This window comes from Parachlamydia acanthamoebae (assembly GCF_000875975.1).
Classification (GTDB): Bacteria; Chlamydiota; Chlamydiia; order Chlamydiales; family Parachlamydiaceae; genus Parachlamydia; species Parachlamydia acanthamoebae.
In genome coordinates this window covers 653,706-670,332 of record NZ_BAWW01000066.1, presented here as the reverse complement: position 1 = coordinate 670,332, position 16,627 = coordinate 653,706, and the positions used below count along the sequence as shown (strand labels likewise).

The window sequence follows — 16,627 nt, the reverse complement described above, 5'->3', positions numbered from 1 at the left end:
TGATATAAAAGCCAAAAACGACTGCTCGTTGCTAACGTTTTACTGGATTTGGAGGGATTTAGTCAACATCTATTATGTTTTCGTGCATTTTAATTAATCAGAAGGGGGTTTGATGTTTTTTGAATCTCTTCCAACAACCCTTTCACATCATGCTGTAAATCAGGCGTGAATCATATAAATTCGAATTATTTATAATACTCGAATGGGCGGTTGTAAATTCCCCAGTCTAAATCTCTGCGACTTCCGTCTAACCACATCTCCCAGCTTTTCATAGGGACACCTGAGCTTCCAATCGGGTCTACACGCCACAGCTCTAAAGCTTCTGCCCCCGGATTAATGACAAATCCAAATTCTTCTTTTACCCAATTGGTGTCTGCAAAAATAAGGGGAGCGGGAATGGCATAACCTAATTTACGTGAAACCAAACTAATTTCTTTATGATAATCAATTGGGAACGAAGTTTTTTCAGTAATTAAACAAATAAGACTTTTACAAATTTCGCGTAAAATATGTGCAGTTAAATAAGGCTGGCTTCTGCGAGTTAAAACATTTAGTTTATCAACTGCTTTTTTTATTTCATTTAAATGAGTAACCGTCAATCCCGGCAATAATTGTATAATTTCAAAAATACGTTTTTCAAGTTGATAACGAGGAAATAGAGGCAGCCAACTATATAAATAACTATCGAGTTCTTCCGAAAGTAGAGCAGGCTGATCCCCTCTTTGTAATCCGCGATCTTTTTCGAAAGCATTTAAGATTAAATTCCTTAATTCCGAAACACTTTTTCTGCCATAAAGATGTGCAAAAGTTTTTCGAAAATAATGGCGATAATTAACCGGTATTTTTTGTGCAATCAATTCAATTAAAACCTGAACCGCTTCTTCATCTAAAAGAATTTGTTCTGTGAATTCTTGTGCGGGTTTTAAAATTTGGTCTCTTAACCAAATATACGTGTAGGTCTCATCTTTCCATGCCTCTTTTAAACGATTAAATCCAGGCTTTAAAAGAAAGGCGTGTGTGGGAGAATGCATCAACATTGACTTATTGGGAGAGCGCTCATATTCTTCCTGAATTTTAGGGGGAAGCTGCTTAAGTGTATCGACCAAAAAAACCAATAGCTCCATAGGATTTTCCACCCACCTTGACATTTCGGAGGGTTTTTGATCCCGAGCAAAATAAGCACTCACCAATGTGCTCATGGAACCACCGGATGTATAAACCCATGGTTTTTTTTCAATCTGATCCAGATGATCGAGAGGATCCTTGATCGGTTTCGTGTGATGTGCTGCGGCCATGCGATAAAAGGCGGTTTCTAAAAATTCACGGGTGCGGATATGTCCCACGACAGCCGAAATAATTTCAGAAATATCTCGATCTAACCCCTCTGCAATCGGATCATTTTGAATCTCACTTTCCGTGGTGATAAAAAAGGAAACCAATGCATCAATGAATTCGTTTTGATTTTGAATAAGCGTCCATTGAGCCGTATTACTTCGTCCATGCTTAAATAAAAGGCGAAAACCCGCTGGACTGTCATCGTACGGTCCTGTTGAGACATCGTGCATATCTGCATCATAGACTTCTTGAAAATAGGAAGGAAATAGACTGTCATACATCTCAACTAGCGCTGCAAAAAGTTGCGCAAACTGCTGCGCTTTAGAATGCATTTGATCTCTTAGCTCTTGAAGAACATTTAACTCATTCGCTTTACTTTGGTATTCAATTTTAATCCATTTCGCTTCTTGTTCAGTGGAAGCATGGCGAATCCGTTGTTCTAAGTACTTGACTTGCGAAAATAACATTTCGTATTCCGCTTGCCGGTCCTGTACAGTTTGATTGCATACATCCAATTTTTCTTTAATCATCCGATAAAGGCATTCTCCAATGCCACCCGGCTCCTCAGGGGCAAACCCTAAGCTGGAGTACAAATTCCAACGAGTGAAATTGGCTTTTGTTTCTGCAAAAGAGGCTAATGTAAATTCCCAAGATTTCAACAACGCATTATCAGTCAAGGCTTTAAAAGCGCTCTTGGCATTTTCTAACATCACAAAAAAATGGGCGGAAGCTTGGTGTTTTGAAACTTTGGCTTTACCTGCTTGGGGAACAGAATGAATCAATATGTCTGTATAAAGCATCCCTTTTGTACGATTTTCATAATCCACTAAATCCTGATGGGTCAAATCTAAATATTTAAGAAGGGCTTCATGAATTAGTTCTTCCGATGAAATCAAGAAATAAGGAATATTACCTTTGTAATCTTTAAAGACTTTTTGAATGACCTGCTTGGTTTTTTGAATTTTCCTTTTCAAAGAAAGATCTTCCGTAATGATGCCCGCATTTTCAAAAGCTGCTAATAGGCCGGGAGAAAGCCAAAACTCAAAATCTTCAACCGCATTTCTAATAATCAAAAACTGTCTCTTTAATTCCCCTGCTCCCCAGCTAGTACTTAATGGAACTGAATACTCAACTCCGCCAAACGTTCTTTTTAATCGTCCTGTAGCCAAAATTTCTCGGATATCCGTCAAAAATAATTCGGGTTGTTCATCATGCACGATAATCGCGGGTGCGGTGGCAAAACAGGATCCCACATTTTGACGTAAGTAGCACATCCAAGCTGATAAAGCCGCTCTTCTGGCATGTGCATCCGTAACAGCCACATTTGGGGGTATTTGAAGAGCATCTCGAATGATTTGATCGGCAAATTTGTGTTGATAAGGCCGACTGATACTTTTCAAAACGACAGCCAAATTTTTGTCGTTTAATAACAATGTTAAAACATGGAGGATATGCTCTTGCCTTTTGGTATCGTATTGTCGGTTAGGTCCCAGAGAATATAGATATGTTTTAAGATGCTCAATTAAGGGTGGAATAAGAGAGAAATTGATTTCCCCCTCTTCATTGACCAATAAATTAGCCAATCTGCGTGTGCGTAAAACATTTCTTGCTGAGCAACTTTCTTGCAAAGAAGACTGATCCATGCGTCTGGATAATTCTTCGTATTCCTCCGCACAAACCCTCTTTAAATTATCCCCATCTTTGGCATCTCGATGTTGCCGAATTTTTGTCACAATGGCAAATAGGTTTTGAAATAGACGAGGATCCTCCAAAGAAGTTTCAAGCTGTAAAAAAAGCTGTTCGATTTTTTCAGGATCCACGGTTGCCTCTCTTTTGTCTATTGCAGAGTATACAATTTAATTACCGTTTGCAATCAAGCTTTTTAAACAAAACAATCGGATATAATGTGCAAATCAGCTAAAATCACAATTCAACTTTTTCAATGCTATTTTAAGGAAATCATATCATGTTCGTTAAGGTCAGTGGAACAAAAGTATCAGAACTGGAATTACCAGAAGAAAGCACTGCAAAAGACCTTGCAGATAAGCTTCATTTAAACGGCCCTAGTCAAGCTGTCGGTGTAAATGTAAACGGCAAAGCTGTTGATTTAACCTATCCATTAAAAGATGGCGATGCGATCACATTTTGGTCATTTGATGATCCGCAAGGCAAAGAAGTCTTTTGGCATACATCTGCACACGTGCTTGCTCAAGCCATTTTACGCATATGGCCCGATGCTCAACCGACGATTGGTCCTCCAATTGAAAATGGTTTTTATTACGACTTTGGAAATTTAACGATCTCTGATCAAGACTTCGAAAAAATCGAAGAACAAATGCGTTTGATCATTGAGGAAAACTACCTTTCCAAAAGAGAAAGCTTTGCTAATAAAGAGGAAGCCCTCCAGGCATTTGCCCATAACCCCTTTAAACAGGAATTGATTCGCAGCTTCCCAGAAGATGCAGAACTTTCAGGCTATCGCCAAGGTGAATTCTTTGATTTATGCCGTGGCCCGCATTTATACAACTTGGGTAAGATTAAAGCTCTTAAAGTGCTTAAAACATCGGGTGCGTATTGGAGAGGAAACCACGAAAACGAAATGTTGACACGTGTGTATGCCATTACATTCCCCGACAGAAAAATGTTAAAAGATTACTTAACATCTGTTGAAGAAGCTAAAAAAAGAGATCACAAAGTTTTAGGTGCTAAGCTCGATTTATTCTCTTTAAAAGAAGAAGCCCCTGGTATGCCCTTTATTCATCCAAAGGGTACTATTATTTGGAATGAGCTGTTGGCTTACTTACGTCAATGTTTGGACGACAAAAACTATATCGAAATTAAAACGCCAACCATGATGACCCGCGACCTGTGGGAATTATCCGGTCATTGGAGTAACTATCGCCAAAACATGTTTACTTCAGAAATTGAAAATCGTGATTTTGCGATTAAACCCATGAATTGCCCTGGATGCATGCTTTACTACCGCGGTCAAATTCATAGTTATCGCGAACTCCCTCTGCGTGTGGCAGAAATTGGAAACGTTCATCGTTTTGAACCTTCCGGATCCTTATCCGGCCTTTTTAGAGTCCGAAGCTTCCATCAAGATGACGCGCACATTTTCATGAAGCCAAGCGACATTCGCAGCGAAATTTTGAATGTCCTCAACTTAGCGCATGAAATCTATTCTACTTTTGGACTTACCTACCGCCTAGAGTTATCCACACGTCCCGAAAAAAACACCATCGGAACAGATAAAGAATGGGAAATTGCAACGGAAGGGCTCAAAAATGCCTTGGATGAAACCGGCCGACCTTATCGCATAAATGAGGGTGACGGCGCTTTCTACGGTCCAAAAATTGACTTCCATATTCAAGATGCGATTAACCGTACTTGGCAGTGTGGAACAATTCAGTTAGATATGGCACTGCCTGAAAAATTTGAGTTGGAATATACAGCTGAAGATGGGAGTCGGCAACGACCCGTTATGATTCACCGTGCTATTTTTGGATCAATTGAACGATTCTTTGGTATCTTAATCGAACACTTTTCTGGTCGCTTTCCTTTATGGATCAGCCCCCTTCAAGTGCGCTTAATCCCTGTTGCAGACCGTCATGTTGAGTATGCTAGAACATTGCGCAAGCAATTTAAGCAAGCAGGATTCCATTGTGATATTGATGAGTCCAATGAATCTGTCAGCAAAAAAGTTCGGAATGCTCAGCTTTCTCAAATCAACTACATGTTAACAGTGGGTGACCAGGAAGTGCAAAATCATACTGTGAATCTGAGAACGCGAGAAAATGTGGTCCTCGGAGAAATCAAACCCGAAGAGTTGATTGCATCTATGCTCGAGGAGAAACGCTCACGCGCACTCATTTCTCCTTATCATAAATAAACGGTTTGCTATACTGCAAACGTTTGCTTTTTGATCGCTTTTTTAGTTAAAACCTATCAAAAAACAAATTGTTTGCAGTATACATTGACAAGGTTAACCTTATCTGTCAGGAGGATCGTTTCTTCACCATGCCTAACATCATTGCGATTAGTAGCTTTAAAGGCGGCACAGCCAAAACATCGACAGCTTTACACTTAGGAGCTGCGATGGTAAAATATCATAAAAAGAAAGTTCTATTGATCGATTTCGATGCCCAAGCCAATCTCACCACAGGCTTAGGATTTGATCCAGATGAAAATGACAGCCTAGCACCTGTTTTACAGGGGCACAAGGAGTTATCTGAAGTTGTCCTTCCTACATCCATTTCTGGATTAAATTTAATTCCAGCAGACACATGGTTAGAACGTGTAGAAGTCACGGGAACCTTAGCGACAGATCGCTATTCTCATGAAAAACTACGCAATATCCTATCACCCTTGAAGTATGATTTTATTATCATCGATACCCCTCCTTCCTTATGCTGGCTAACAGAATCTGCTTTAATTGCAGCCAAACATACTTTAGTGTGCGCGACGCCCGAATTTTATAGCATCAAAGGTTTGGAACGGCTCTCACAGTTTGTGGAAAGCCTAAGCCAAAGACATCCGCTATCGGTGCTGGGGGTTGTGCTGTCATTTTGGAATGCGCGCGGAAAAAGCAATAAAGCTTTTTTAGATGTTATTGAAAAAACGTTTCCCAAAAAACTCCTCAAAACAAAGGTCAGACGAGACATCAATGTTTCGGAAGCTTCAATTTTCGGAAAACCCCTTTTTGAAACCATGCCTACAAGTCGTGCTGCAGAAGATTACCTTGCAATGTCCAAAGAATTGCTTAAACGACTTTGAATTTTCATGTAAAGCCGCTTTACATCGTGAAAAAACAACCTAAATCAAGAGAATGGATATGGCCAATGTTAATGCTTTGTTAAGTGAACGATTAAATACGAATCGCCAGTCTACCAAAATGGCTAAAATGGCGCATGCATCTGCGACAGGAAACCTCACAAGTTTTTCTGGCATTTTTAGCATCTCCGATCTTTCTGACAAAGAAAAGCAACTGCTTGAAGACATCCTGAAAGAATATACAACAGGTGAGCAAAATCCCGAGCATGACCTTCCCGCGCTTATGCAATTAACTTCCGAAGTCAAAGCAATCAATAGCCAAGCTATTATGTTGCATGGGGAAAGAATTAAAAAGGTGCATGACATTTTAATTCAGTACAAAGAAGGTGCCTTCACAACATGGCTGATTGCAGCTTATGGAAATAGACAAACCCCCTACAACTTTATGCAGTATTACGAACTGCATGCAAAAGTTCCTAAAAAACTGCATGCTGTGGTCGATTCCATGCCTAAACAGGCCATTTATACTTTAGCCAGCCGCGATGTAAATTTCGAAAAAAAACTAGAATTTATCGAATCTTATAATGGAGAGACCAAAACCGAACTTTTAGCCAAAATTCGCACCTGGTTTCCATTACCCCAAGAAGATAAGCGACAGGCAAACATCAAGGAAATTCTGGTACAAGGCCTAACCAGATTGCATAAATTGGTCAAACAAAATACTTTTCGTTTGTCCAAGGACGAAAAAAACCACGTTAAGGATCTTATTGAAAAACTTTCGAATCAAATTGATCAAAAATAAAAGGATTTAAGCATGATTGGAACAGGTGAATTAATTGTCATTTTTTGCGTAATTCTTCTTTTATTCGGAGGAAAAAAACTTCCTGAGCTTGCTAAAAGTTTAGGGCGAGCAATTCGTGAATTTAAAAAAGCCTGTGAAGAAGATGAGTCTCAAGAAAAAAAATTGGAACCTTCTCGCATTCGTGTCGAAGAATCGAACCCCTCCAACGATCTCTAATGCAATATGAAAGCACCTTTCTGGGATCACGTTGAAGAACTAAGAAAAACCCTGCTCCGTTGTTTATTTTCTATCGGAGTAGGTTTTCTTCTATGCCTTCTGGCCTATAAGCCCCTTTTACATTTTTTGATTCAGCCACTCCAATCTTCTCAATGGACGGAAACATCCATTGTCCGAAAAAAACTCACGAATTCGACTCAGCAAGATCAAGTTGTGCACCTTACGCCCGACATGATGGTTGCCCCATCTTTTGCGAACGAATCGATTAAACAAAATGCATCCACTTATGTCGTCCCGGCTGGACAATCGATCGTTATTGATATTGTACAAAATGGTTCGAAACTCATCTTGACAAGTCCTCTAGAAGGTATTTCGACGGTTGTTAAATTGTCTTTTTGGTTTGGCTTAGCAGGATCTTCCCCTTTATGGATTTGGTATATTCTTCGCTTTATCTCCCCCGCATTATCCATCAACAAGCAAAGACTTTTGCTAAAAGCGTTCTTTCTCACCATTGCTTTATTTGGGCTAGGCGTCTACGTTGCATACAGATTGACCATCCCTCTAGCCAACGCGTATTTTATGCATTTCAATCAGGGGTTAGGTATCAATTTATGGAGCCTATCATCTTATCTTGAGTATACGATTATCCTTATGCTGGGGAATGGATTGGCTTTCGAAGGCGGTGCTATTTTATTATTGCTTGTCCAAGGTGGCGTGATCTCCCAGAATACGATGAGAAAATACAGACATCATGCCATTGTGGGGATTTTTTTACTCAGCGCTATTTTAACTCCTCCGGATGTGCTCTCGCAAATTTTGTTAGCGGTTCCGCTTATCTGCTTTTATGAGCTCGCCATTTTATATGCAAATTGGTTAGATTTAAAAAATAAGAATGAAGAAAAAATAGCTTTTGATAACTAAAACCCTTTTGAAGTTTTTGTAAATCTGCTAACCTGGTGTTTAATGATTTTAAAAGGAATATGACCCATGCAGACCCTTGCAATCCGTTCTACAAGCTTTTCTAACATCCAAAATGTTCTCCAAATCATTGGGAGTTCCCTTCTTTTAGCATTAAGTGCTCAAATTGCGATCCCTCTTCCCTTTACTCCTATTCCTTTGACCCTTCAAACATTAACAGCTCTTTTGATTGGAGCAAGACTAGGTCCTGTGAATGGAGCCTTGGCAGTCGTGCTTTATTTAATTGAAATTGGTTTTGGGTGCCCATTTTTAGCTGGAGGCCTTGCTAGTCCGACTGCTTTATTTGGCTTAAAAGGGGGATATTTAATGGGAATGATTGTTCAAGCTTACATCATGGGATTTTTTGCTGCTAACAGCCGCTCCTCTGCACATTTTTTTGTTGGAGGATGCTTCGCATGCTTAGCCCAACTCTTCTGCGGAGCTAGCTGGTTTTCCCTCTTTTTCGGATGGGAAAAATCCATACTTCTGGGCTTTGTCCCTTTTCTTCCGGGTGAAATAATTAAAGTTTATTTATTAACTAAACTTATTAAGAATAAATAAACATTTAGTGAATGAAGAGGGAATATCAATTCCCTCTTCTGCAAATTTTAATGAAAGATAATGGGTGTCGTTCTTTTTCCCACTAAATTTTTAAGATGACTCTCTGCCAATTCATCTGCAATGAGACTTGTCGACTGATGCTCTTTTTCAGATCGTTCAAAAATCAAAGATAGTGTTTCAAAAATATGATCCACTTTATCTCTTGAAGCTTTGGGATCATATCCCCCTTCATTATATTCCGCGGCGGCATTAATGATCCCCCCTGAATTAATAACGTAATCGGGAGCATATAAAATATTTCTTTTTAAAAGTGCCACCCCATCTTCAGGAACACGCAACTGATTATTTGCAGCCCCTGCAATAGCCAAGCAACGCAATTGAGGAATCGTTTCTTCATTCAAAATCGCACCAAGTGCACACGGACAAAAAATATCGCATGGGATATCCATAATATTAGCTGGAGCTACAGCTCTTGCCCCGTATAACCAGGATAATTCTTGTAGCTTGTGCTCATCTTTGTCTGTTAAAATAAGTTCGGCTCCTTCCCAAAACAAAATATCAGCTAATTTGGCGCCTACATTGCCAAGACCTTGAATGGCAATCGTTTTCCCATCTAAAGAACGCTCCCCCCATAATTTTTTAGCAACAGCCTGCAAGCCTCGGTAAACGCCCCATGCCGTAAAACGACTCGGATCCCCACTGCTATTTTTGGATGCTGAAGCTGCCACATAATGGGTTTTCTCATGCAAAACATTCATATCTTCGATAGAACTTCCAACATCTTCTGCTGCAATATACTTCCCTTCCAATGCGTTCAGTACCTCAGCAAACGCATACAATAAGGCTTTGGATTTTTCTTTGTGTGGATCGGCAATGATCACACTTTTTCCTCCACCTAATCCATTTGTGATCACAGCAGATTTATATGTCATCCCTTTGGCTAAACGCAAAACATCATTTAAAGCATCTTGTGAAGAATTATAAGGATAAATTCTCACACCACCCAATGCAGGTCCCAGGGAAGTATTATGGATGGCAACAAAACAGTGTAACCCACTACTCTCATCTATGCCTTCGACGACTTGTTCATATCCTGGTACTTGCATTTTTTTTATTAAAACCATTGTGTCCTAAACTCCATGTTCTTGGGATATTCACTAGCAATTCAGCTATTTTGATTAGTTTTAGATTTTTTGACTACCACAACTCTCCTTTAAACAAACTATAAACTGGACAATCGAAGAATTTTCTAAAAATTTAAAACGGAACGAAATGTCTAGATGGATCATATGGCTATTCCATACGAATAAAAATTTCCTCTAAAGGTTTATAAAAATTACCTTGATTTATAATTTCTAAACAAGTTAATCTGGAAGACGGTTATTAATTTATTGAATCAAAAAAAATGGTATAAAAGAGGTCGCAATGACTAAGGTTGTCATCTCCGATGAAATAAAAACGGCATTATTGCATTTCCTTCAAGAGAATCCCCATGCCGATCTAGTGACAACATATCTTCGCTATGTGGAAAAAAAGTTCAACCTCTCTCCTGTGCTTTTTCCTAAAGAGAAAACAATTTTTCAGAGTACTGATCAAGCAGTCAATTTTCTCGAAAAAGAAGGTAAACTTTGGCACGAAGCTGAAATCAAGATTGGTTTTAGTAATTTAAGTGTCAATGAAGGAACTAAAAAAATTTACATTTGCCCTTTTACTGGCAAAGTTTTTGGAGACAACACGCACCCTAACCCGCAAGATGCTATTTATGATTGGGTTTCAAAATGCCCTGAAAATACAGAAAGAGTTGGCGGTCTACGTGTAAAACGTTTTTTTGTTTCTGAAGATCCGGACGTGATTCGAAGCTACATTTCGAAAACAAAAACGAAAGAATCGATTACAAAAGCCGTTTATTCATCCGTCTTAAGCGGAAAACTTTTTAGCACGAAACAAGCTGTTATCCTAGATTTTGAAAAAAATTATTTAAAAAAACTCTCTTTAGTCGAAGTTCAGAATCAAAATCGTTTCCAAATTGAAGAAAGTTTTTTGAATTTTATTCAAAAACAATTGGAAGAAGATAAGATTGCCTCATTTGTTGAATCTGTAGCGGAAATTGAAGACTTTACTCCTTTTGTTGAGCAATGGATTGAGTAATAGTATAACGATTTCTCAACACCTACTGAAGCTGAATCTACCGACTACTCTAATCTCTCTTCAGTTAAGCCAATGCATTAGGTTTAACAAAACTTGCTCGACCACATATCCTATTTCCTTCAGCTTTAAAATATGGGAAAATAATAATTTCTCGTGACTTGGAACCTTACATGATGAATTCACTTAAAGCCGCGATCTATTCTTCATCGGAAGAACAGACTATGCAACACGCTTATCAGTTTGGCCAAAGTCTTGTCCCAAATAGTATTGTGTGCTTCCACGGAGATCTAGGAGCCGGAAAAACAACCTTCATTAAAGGGCTTGTATCTGGCGCAACAAATTGTTTGCCATCCGAAGTGAATAGTCCAACTTTCGTCTACATGAATATTTATGAAGGCCAAAAAACTGTTTATCACTTTGATTTATATAGACTCAATCACGCTGATGAATTTCTTGGAATGGGATTTGATGACTTGCTATACGCAAATGGCATTTGTTGCATTGAATGGGCAGAGCGGATCCAAAACCTCATCCCCCCTCATGCTATTTCCGTGACCATCCAACACACTGGTGAACATGAACGCCATATTGTCATCAAACCTGGACAATCCATATGAAATACTCATTTAAAAATACATGCTTTATCACAACCGCAGTTAACCAAAAAAATTACCCTAGTGTAAAAGATACTGCAGGCCTCGTTTTACCTGAAATTGCGGTTGCCGGACGATCGAATGTAGGAAAATCTAGCTTGCTCAATCACTTATTCCAAGTAAAAAACTTGGTGAAAACATCCAGCACTCCAGGAAAAACCCAAGCGTTAAATTTTTTCAATGTCGACGAAAAACTCGTTTTTGTTGACCTTCCAGGTTATGGATTTGCACAAGTTCCTCTAGAAGTTCGTAAAAAATGGGGACCACTCATTGAACACTACCTAAGAGAACGTGAAAATTTAAAACTCATTTTATTTCTTTTTGATATTCGACGCTTACCCAATGAAGATGACAAATTATTTTTGGATTGGGTCATTAAAAATCAAAAATCAATGATCTTAGTATTGACCAAGGTTGATAAAGTCACGGCAAATCAAAAAGCGAGTCAAACACGCGCAATCCTTTCTGCTTTTGAAGCTGAGAATATTCATTATGCTTATTATTCAGTTCCAAAAAATTTAGGAAGAAAAGAATTAATTGCGATGATGAACGAAGCTCTTGAAGAAGAACGCACTTAATATTATCTATACAAAAAAAATATAAAAAAAGTTTATTTATGTCTTTGTTAGAAAAAGCAACATTTGTCTGTATCGATTGTGAAACTACCGGTTTGGACGTTCATGCCGATCGTATTATTGAAGTCGCAGTTGCGCGATTTACATTCGATCAGATCCTGGAACAATTCGAATCCTTGATCAATCCCGAATGCCCAATTCCAGAAAGTTCCATCCAAATCCATCACATCACAGCTGAAATGGTTGCTGACAAACCACCAATTACCCAAGTAATCCCACAAATTCTCGATGCAGTTCGCTCGCATACAATTGTAGGACATGGTGTTTTATTCGACATAGAACTCATTGCAGTCGCTGCAGAACGTGCAGGGATTCCATGCTCTATTCGGCAAAATCCTTACTTGGATACATTGCGTCTAGCTAGACTTTATGGGGAGAGCCCCATTAATTCCCTCGAGCAATTGCGCATGCACTTTAATATTCAATTTGAAGGTGCACACCGCGCGATGAGCGATGTTTTAGTTAATATTGAGGTTTTTAAGCATCTAGCAAAACGATATAAAACAACCGACAATCTTTTTCAAATTCTCTCTAAGCCAATCTTGCTAAGATGCATGCCCCTTGGAAAACATAAGGGAAGATCTTTAAAAGAAATTCCTTTAGACTACTTGAAATGGGCTGCTCATAAAAACTTTGACCAAGATTTATTATTTAGCATTCGTTCAGAGCTAAAAAGAAGAAAACAGGGCAATCTATTTTTGCAATCTGTAAGCCCTTTTTCAGATTTGTAAAAAAATACAAGCATAAAATTGTCCATACTTGCGATACTGTTTAGCATACGTATTCTGTAAAATTTAAGAATATCATTTCGGAGCCGATATGGTGGAAAAAAAATTAACAAATTATCCCGAAAAAAATACCTTTGAAGTCAAAATTGGGCTTGCAGAAATGCTAAAAGGTGGAGTGATTATGGATGTCACAACACCCGACCAAGCTAAAATCGCGGAGGATGCGGGAGCCGTTGCGGTGATGGCACTCGAAAGAATTCCTGCGGATATCCGCTCTCAAGGTGGGATAGCGCGCATGTCCAATCCAGAACTGATTCAAAAAATTCAAGAATCCGTATCCATTCCAGTTATGGCAAAATGTCGTATTGGCCATTTTGTTGAAGCACAGATTTTGGAAGCGCTTTTTATTGATTTCATTGATGAAAGTGAAGTTCTCACACCTGCTGATGAAGAAAATCATATCGACAAGACCCCCTTTAAGATCCCTTTTGTCTGCGGTTGCCGCAATTTAGGGGAAGCTTTACGCCGAATCGGGGAAGGCGCAGCGATGATTCGCACAAAAGGAGAGGCGGGAACAGGCAATATTGTGGAAGCTGTTCGCCATATGCGCGCTCTTCTGCGTGAAATGCGCTTGCTCACAATGCTCGATCCTTCCGAATTAATGGCTGAAGCAAAAAAAATGGGTGCTCCATTTCACCTCGTGCAACAAGTTGCGAAAACAGGAAAACTCCCTGTACCCAATTTTGCTGCAGGTGGAATCGCCACTCCCGCTGATGCTGCGTTAATGATGCAACTTGGAGCGGAAAGTGTTTTTGTTGGATCTGGTATTTTTAAATCAGAAGATCCACCACAAAGAGCAAGAGCGATTGTTGCTGCTGCAACTTACTACAATAACCCTGAGATGCTAGCTAAAATTTCTATGGGCCTTTTAAGTGCCATGGAAGGTTTGGAAATTCAGCAAATCAAAAAAGAAGAATTGCTTGCATATAGGGGCTGGTAGTCCATGCATGCGCCGGTTATTGGAGTTTTGGCCTTACAAGGAGCGTTTGCAAAACACATGGAAATGTTGCACGCTCTTTCTATTCAAGCGAAAGAGGTCCGCACCCCACAAGATCTGCAAGAATGTGATGGACTAATTATTCCCGGGGGAGAGTCCACCACAATTTCAAAACAAATGCGCTATATCCATCTCGAAGAACCTATTCGTGAATTTGCCAAAAAAAAACCCCTCTTTGGCACCTGTGCAGGCTTAATTTTAATGGCTTCTGAAGTCGATACAGGTGAAATCACGCCTTTCCATTTACTCGATATTTCTGTGCAAAGAAATGCTTATGGAAGACAAATTGAATCATTCGAAGCTGAGGTTGACATTTTTTTAGGGCGGCCCAAGCAAACCTTTCCAGCTATTTTCATCCGTGCTCCCTTAATTAAAAGCTGTGGAAAGCAAGTTGAGATTCTCAGTAGTTTTAACCACACGCCTATTTTGGTTCAGCAAGGCCGTCATCTTGGGGCCACCTTTCATCCTGAGCTCTCTCATCAAACAATGATCCACAGGTATTTCTTTAAGCTTGTCAAAGATGCAGCTTCTGCAAAAGACTAATACCCAACTCCATCAATTCGTTTGAATTATACGCCTGCCTTTCTTATGATATTGCCTGCCACAATCTTCAAAAAGGAAAGTTTGCTTTGCGCATTTTAATTATCTCGACTTTTTTTCCACCCCTAAATTCTATAGCCTCTCTTAGACCCTATTCTTGGGCCAAATTTTGGGCAGAAGCAGGCCACGAAGTATCCGTATTAACCACACAAAAAATGCCTTCCTCATGCACATCTCTTACTTTGGAGAATTCAGGATTTAGGGTGCATGAAATTCCTTATTCAGATTTTTTGAGCACCGTTAAAAAAAGTTATCAGAAAGATAGAAAAACGCAAGAATCGCAAAAATCATTTTCGCTGAAAACGCTTCTCTGGAATAGCTTTCAAAAGCTCCGTACCAAAACAGGAATTTTTAATGCCTGTCGCATGCCCGATTTAACCGATCTTTGGATTAATCCCGCTTATAAATACATTGAAAAGCAAGGAACTTGGGATTTAATCGTCAGCACTTCAGGACCTTATGCCGTACATGTCGTCGCTCAAAAGCTCAAGAAGCAGGGACTAGGGAGAAAATGGATTGCGGACTTTAGGGATTCATGGAGTGATAATTATATCTATCCTGGCATTTTCCCTTTTAACTGCTTCGAAAACTGGTGGGAACGAAAACTCATGCAATCAGCCGATCTTCTAACTACAGTCAGCACACCCTTTGCAAAGGATTTTGAAAAAAAATACCCACAGAAAAAGGTATTGACCCTTGAAAATGGGTTTGATCTAAGTGATCGTGAAAAGCTTCCAGTGGAATCGATCTTTCCCGAAGATGGGAAATTTCGCATTGTCCACACCGGCTCAATTTATTCAGCCAAAAGAGATCCCTCTCCCCTTTTTCAAGCCATTGCAGAAATGCAAAAGGATCCTCATGATCTAGCTCTCTTAAATAAATTAGAAGTGATTTTTGTCGGTGAACAGCTCGGAAATCTCCACACACTTGTTGAAAAATATCAAGTCTCTCAATGGGTCAAGAACTATGGCATGCGCAAAAGAGAAGATGCCCTACGCATGCAAAGAGATGCACACGCCCTTTTATTTCTTCCCTGGACAGATCTGGATTTCCCTGGCGTTTTGACAGGAAAAATCTTTGAGTACCTATTTTCGGGTACTCCGACTATTGCTGTCGGTGGAAAAGGAATTGAACAATCACAACAACTCATTTTAGATGCGCAAGCGGGTGAAGTATTGGAAAATGTGGAAAAAATAAAACTGTATTTACAAAATAAGCTAGACTGTGTTGTGAAGGAATATGTCCAGCCTTGCCGAACCATTTTAAGTCAGTATGATCGCAAAACCCTCGCGTTAAAACTTCTTGCAAGCATACAAATATGAACCAGATAGCCATCATTATTGTCACTTATAACAGTCAACTCCATCTCCCTAAAGCCATGGAATGTTTGCAAAATCAGACCGTGTCCCCCTCACAAATTATTATTGTTGATACAGGTTCCAAAGATAAAAGCTATTTATGGGATTATCAGGAAAATCCTTTGGTTGAACTTGTCTACGCTCCACAAGATGCGGGCTTTTGTGTGGGAAATAATTTGGGATGGAAAAATGTGGCTCCAAATACCGATTATGTCTTTTTCCTAAACCCCGATGCTTTTATCACCAGCACCTATTTAGAACAGGCCTTGCAAATGATGCAAAATCCTTCCCATGCCAACTGTGGAGCCTTAACAGGCACAACTTTAAAATATGACATGCAGGCAAACCAACCTAAAAACGTCTATGATACAACAGGCATTTTTCATACATGGTATGGGCGGTGGTATGATCGTGGACAAGAAGAAACATACGAACCTCAGCGCTTTCGAGAAATCGAGAAAATTCCTGCCATCTGTGGTGCCGTTTTCTTTTGTCGAAAAAAAGCATTAGATGCTGTTTTAATTAACGAACAAGAGATTTTTAATAGCGATTTTTACATGTATAAAGAGGATATCGACTTATCATTGCGTCTCCAAAAAAACAATTGGTCGCTTCTTTTTCATCCGAATTTGATTGCTTATCATTGCAGAGGGTGGACACCACAGCGTCGAAATATGCCGAGAAAAATGCGCTTACACTCTGCTCAAAACGAACTCAGAATCAATTTAAAACACATCTTTCCTTTTGGTGCAGCTTACTCCTTTTTAAAATACTGCGTCGTCAAGTTCTTAGATAGGTAACCCA

General features: G+C 39.4%; 16 protein-coding genes. 14 read left to right on the top strand and 2 right to left on the bottom strand.

Annotated features, from left to right (window positions below; all coding sequences use genetic code 11):
* Nucleotides 1-185 precede the first annotated feature (185 nt).
* Complete coding sequence (locus tag AOM43_RS12540) at nucleotides 186-3,155, bottom strand: hypothetical protein (protein ID WP_059360543.1); 2,970 nt, start codon at nucleotides 3,153-3,155, stop codon at nucleotides 186-188.
* Nucleotides 3,156-3,301: 146 nt separating this feature from the next.
* Between AOM43_RS12540 and thrS the strand changes: the two genes are divergently transcribed.
* The 6 genes from thrS (at nucleotide 3,302) to AOM43_RS12510 (ending at nucleotide 8,644) form a co-directional block, all read left to right on the top strand.
* Entirely contained in the window at nucleotides 3,302-5,227 is a 1,926-nt protein-coding gene (gene thrS / locus AOM43_RS12535; protein ID WP_006340661.1) for a threonine--tRNA ligase, read from the top strand.
* Nucleotides 5,228-5,355: 128 nt separating this feature from the next.
* The gene (locus AOM43_RS12530; RefSeq protein ID WP_059360541.1) at nucleotides 5,356-6,111 is read left to right on the top strand and encodes a ParA family protein; all 756 of its coding nucleotides are present in this window, start codon (nucleotides 5,356-5,358) and stop codon (nucleotides 6,109-6,111) included.
* A gap of 58 nt (nucleotides 6,112-6,169) precedes the next feature.
* Nucleotides 6,170-6,910 (top strand): pGP6-D family virulence protein, encoded by a 741-nt coding sequence (locus AOM43_RS12525; protein ID WP_059360538.1) that lies wholly within the window; start codon nucleotides 6,170-6,172, stop codon nucleotides 6,908-6,910.
* 12 nt (nucleotides 6,911-6,922) lie between these two features.
* Complete coding sequence (locus AOM43_RS12520) at nucleotides 6,923-7,126, top strand: twin-arginine translocase TatA/TatE family subunit (RefSeq protein ID WP_006340664.1); 204 nt, start codon at nucleotides 6,923-6,925, stop codon at nucleotides 7,124-7,126.
* A 6-nt stretch (nucleotides 7,127-7,132) separates the two neighbouring features.
* Nucleotides 7,133-8,047 (top strand): twin-arginine translocase subunit TatC, encoded by a 915-nt coding sequence (gene tatC / locus AOM43_RS12515; protein ID WP_059360536.1) that lies wholly within the window; start codon nucleotides 7,133-7,135, stop codon nucleotides 8,045-8,047.
* Nucleotides 8,048-8,113: 66 nt separating this feature from the next.
* Entirely contained in the window at nucleotides 8,114-8,644 is a 531-nt protein-coding gene (locus AOM43_RS12510) for a biotin transporter BioY (RefSeq protein ID WP_059360534.1), read from the top strand.
* Between the two features lie 47 nt (nucleotides 8,645-8,691).
* Here AOM43_RS12510 and AOM43_RS12505 read toward each other — a convergent pair whose 3' ends face one another.
* The gene (locus AOM43_RS12505; protein ID WP_013925762.1) at nucleotides 8,692-9,768 is read right to left on the bottom strand and encodes a Glu/Leu/Phe/Val family dehydrogenase; all 1,077 of its coding nucleotides are present in this window, start codon (nucleotides 9,766-9,768) and stop codon (nucleotides 8,692-8,694) included.
* 301 nt (nucleotides 9,769-10,069) lie between these two features.
* On the opposite strand from AOM43_RS12505, the gene AOM43_RS12500 reads away from it, so the two are divergent.
* From AOM43_RS12500 to AOM43_RS12465, 8 genes are all read left to right on the top strand, one after another.
* Nucleotides 10,070-10,792 (top strand): DUF2709 domain-containing protein, encoded by a 723-nt coding sequence (locus AOM43_RS12500; RefSeq protein WP_006340668.1) that lies wholly within the window; start codon nucleotides 10,070-10,072, stop codon nucleotides 10,790-10,792.
* Nucleotides 10,793-10,962: 170 nt separating this feature from the next.
* Nucleotides 10,963-11,409: a tRNA (adenosine(37)-N6)-threonylcarbamoyltransferase complex ATPase subunit type 1 TsaE gene (gene tsaE, locus AOM43_RS12495; RefSeq protein ID WP_059360532.1), complete on the top strand. Its 447-nt coding sequence runs from the start codon at nucleotides 10,963-10,965 to the stop codon at nucleotides 11,407-11,409.
* The gene (gene yihA / locus AOM43_RS12490; RefSeq protein ID WP_006340670.1) at nucleotides 11,406-12,023 is read left to right on the top strand and encodes a ribosome biogenesis GTP-binding protein YihA/YsxC; all 618 of its coding nucleotides are present in this window, start codon (nucleotides 11,406-11,408) and stop codon (nucleotides 12,021-12,023) included. The genes tsaE and yihA overlap by 4 nt, the downstream gene beginning before the upstream one ends.
* A gap of 38 nt (nucleotides 12,024-12,061) precedes the next feature.
* Nucleotides 12,062-12,811 (top strand): putative quorum-sensing-regulated virulence factor, encoded by a 750-nt coding sequence (locus tag AOM43_RS12485; protein ID WP_006340671.1) that lies wholly within the window; start codon nucleotides 12,062-12,064, stop codon nucleotides 12,809-12,811.
* Nucleotides 12,812-12,899: 88 nt separating this feature from the next.
* Nucleotides 12,900-13,808 carry a pyridoxal 5'-phosphate synthase lyase subunit PdxS gene (gene pdxS, locus AOM43_RS12480; protein WP_006340672.1) on the top strand — a complete coding sequence of 303 codons (909 nt, stop codon included), beginning with the start codon at nucleotides 12,900-12,902 and terminating at the stop codon, nucleotides 13,806-13,808.
* A 3-nt stretch (nucleotides 13,809-13,811) separates the two neighbouring features.
* Nucleotides 13,812-14,408, top strand: a complete 597-nt coding sequence (pdxT, locus tag AOM43_RS12475; RefSeq protein WP_013925764.1) for a pyridoxal 5'-phosphate synthase glutaminase subunit PdxT — start codon at nucleotides 13,812-13,814, stop codon at nucleotides 14,406-14,408.
* 86 nt (nucleotides 14,409-14,494) lie between these two features.
* Nucleotides 14,495-15,787 (top strand): glycosyltransferase family protein, encoded by a 1,293-nt coding sequence (locus AOM43_RS12470; protein ID WP_013925765.1) that lies wholly within the window; start codon nucleotides 14,495-14,497, stop codon nucleotides 15,785-15,787.
* Nucleotides 15,784-16,623 carry a glycosyltransferase family 2 protein gene (locus tag AOM43_RS12465; protein WP_013925766.1) on the top strand — a complete coding sequence of 280 codons (840 nt, stop codon included), beginning with the start codon at nucleotides 15,784-15,786 and terminating at the stop codon, nucleotides 16,621-16,623. Before AOM43_RS12470 ends, AOM43_RS12465 begins: the two co-directional genes overlap by 4 nt.
* The last annotated feature ends 4 nt before the right edge of the window (nucleotides 16,624-16,627 follow it).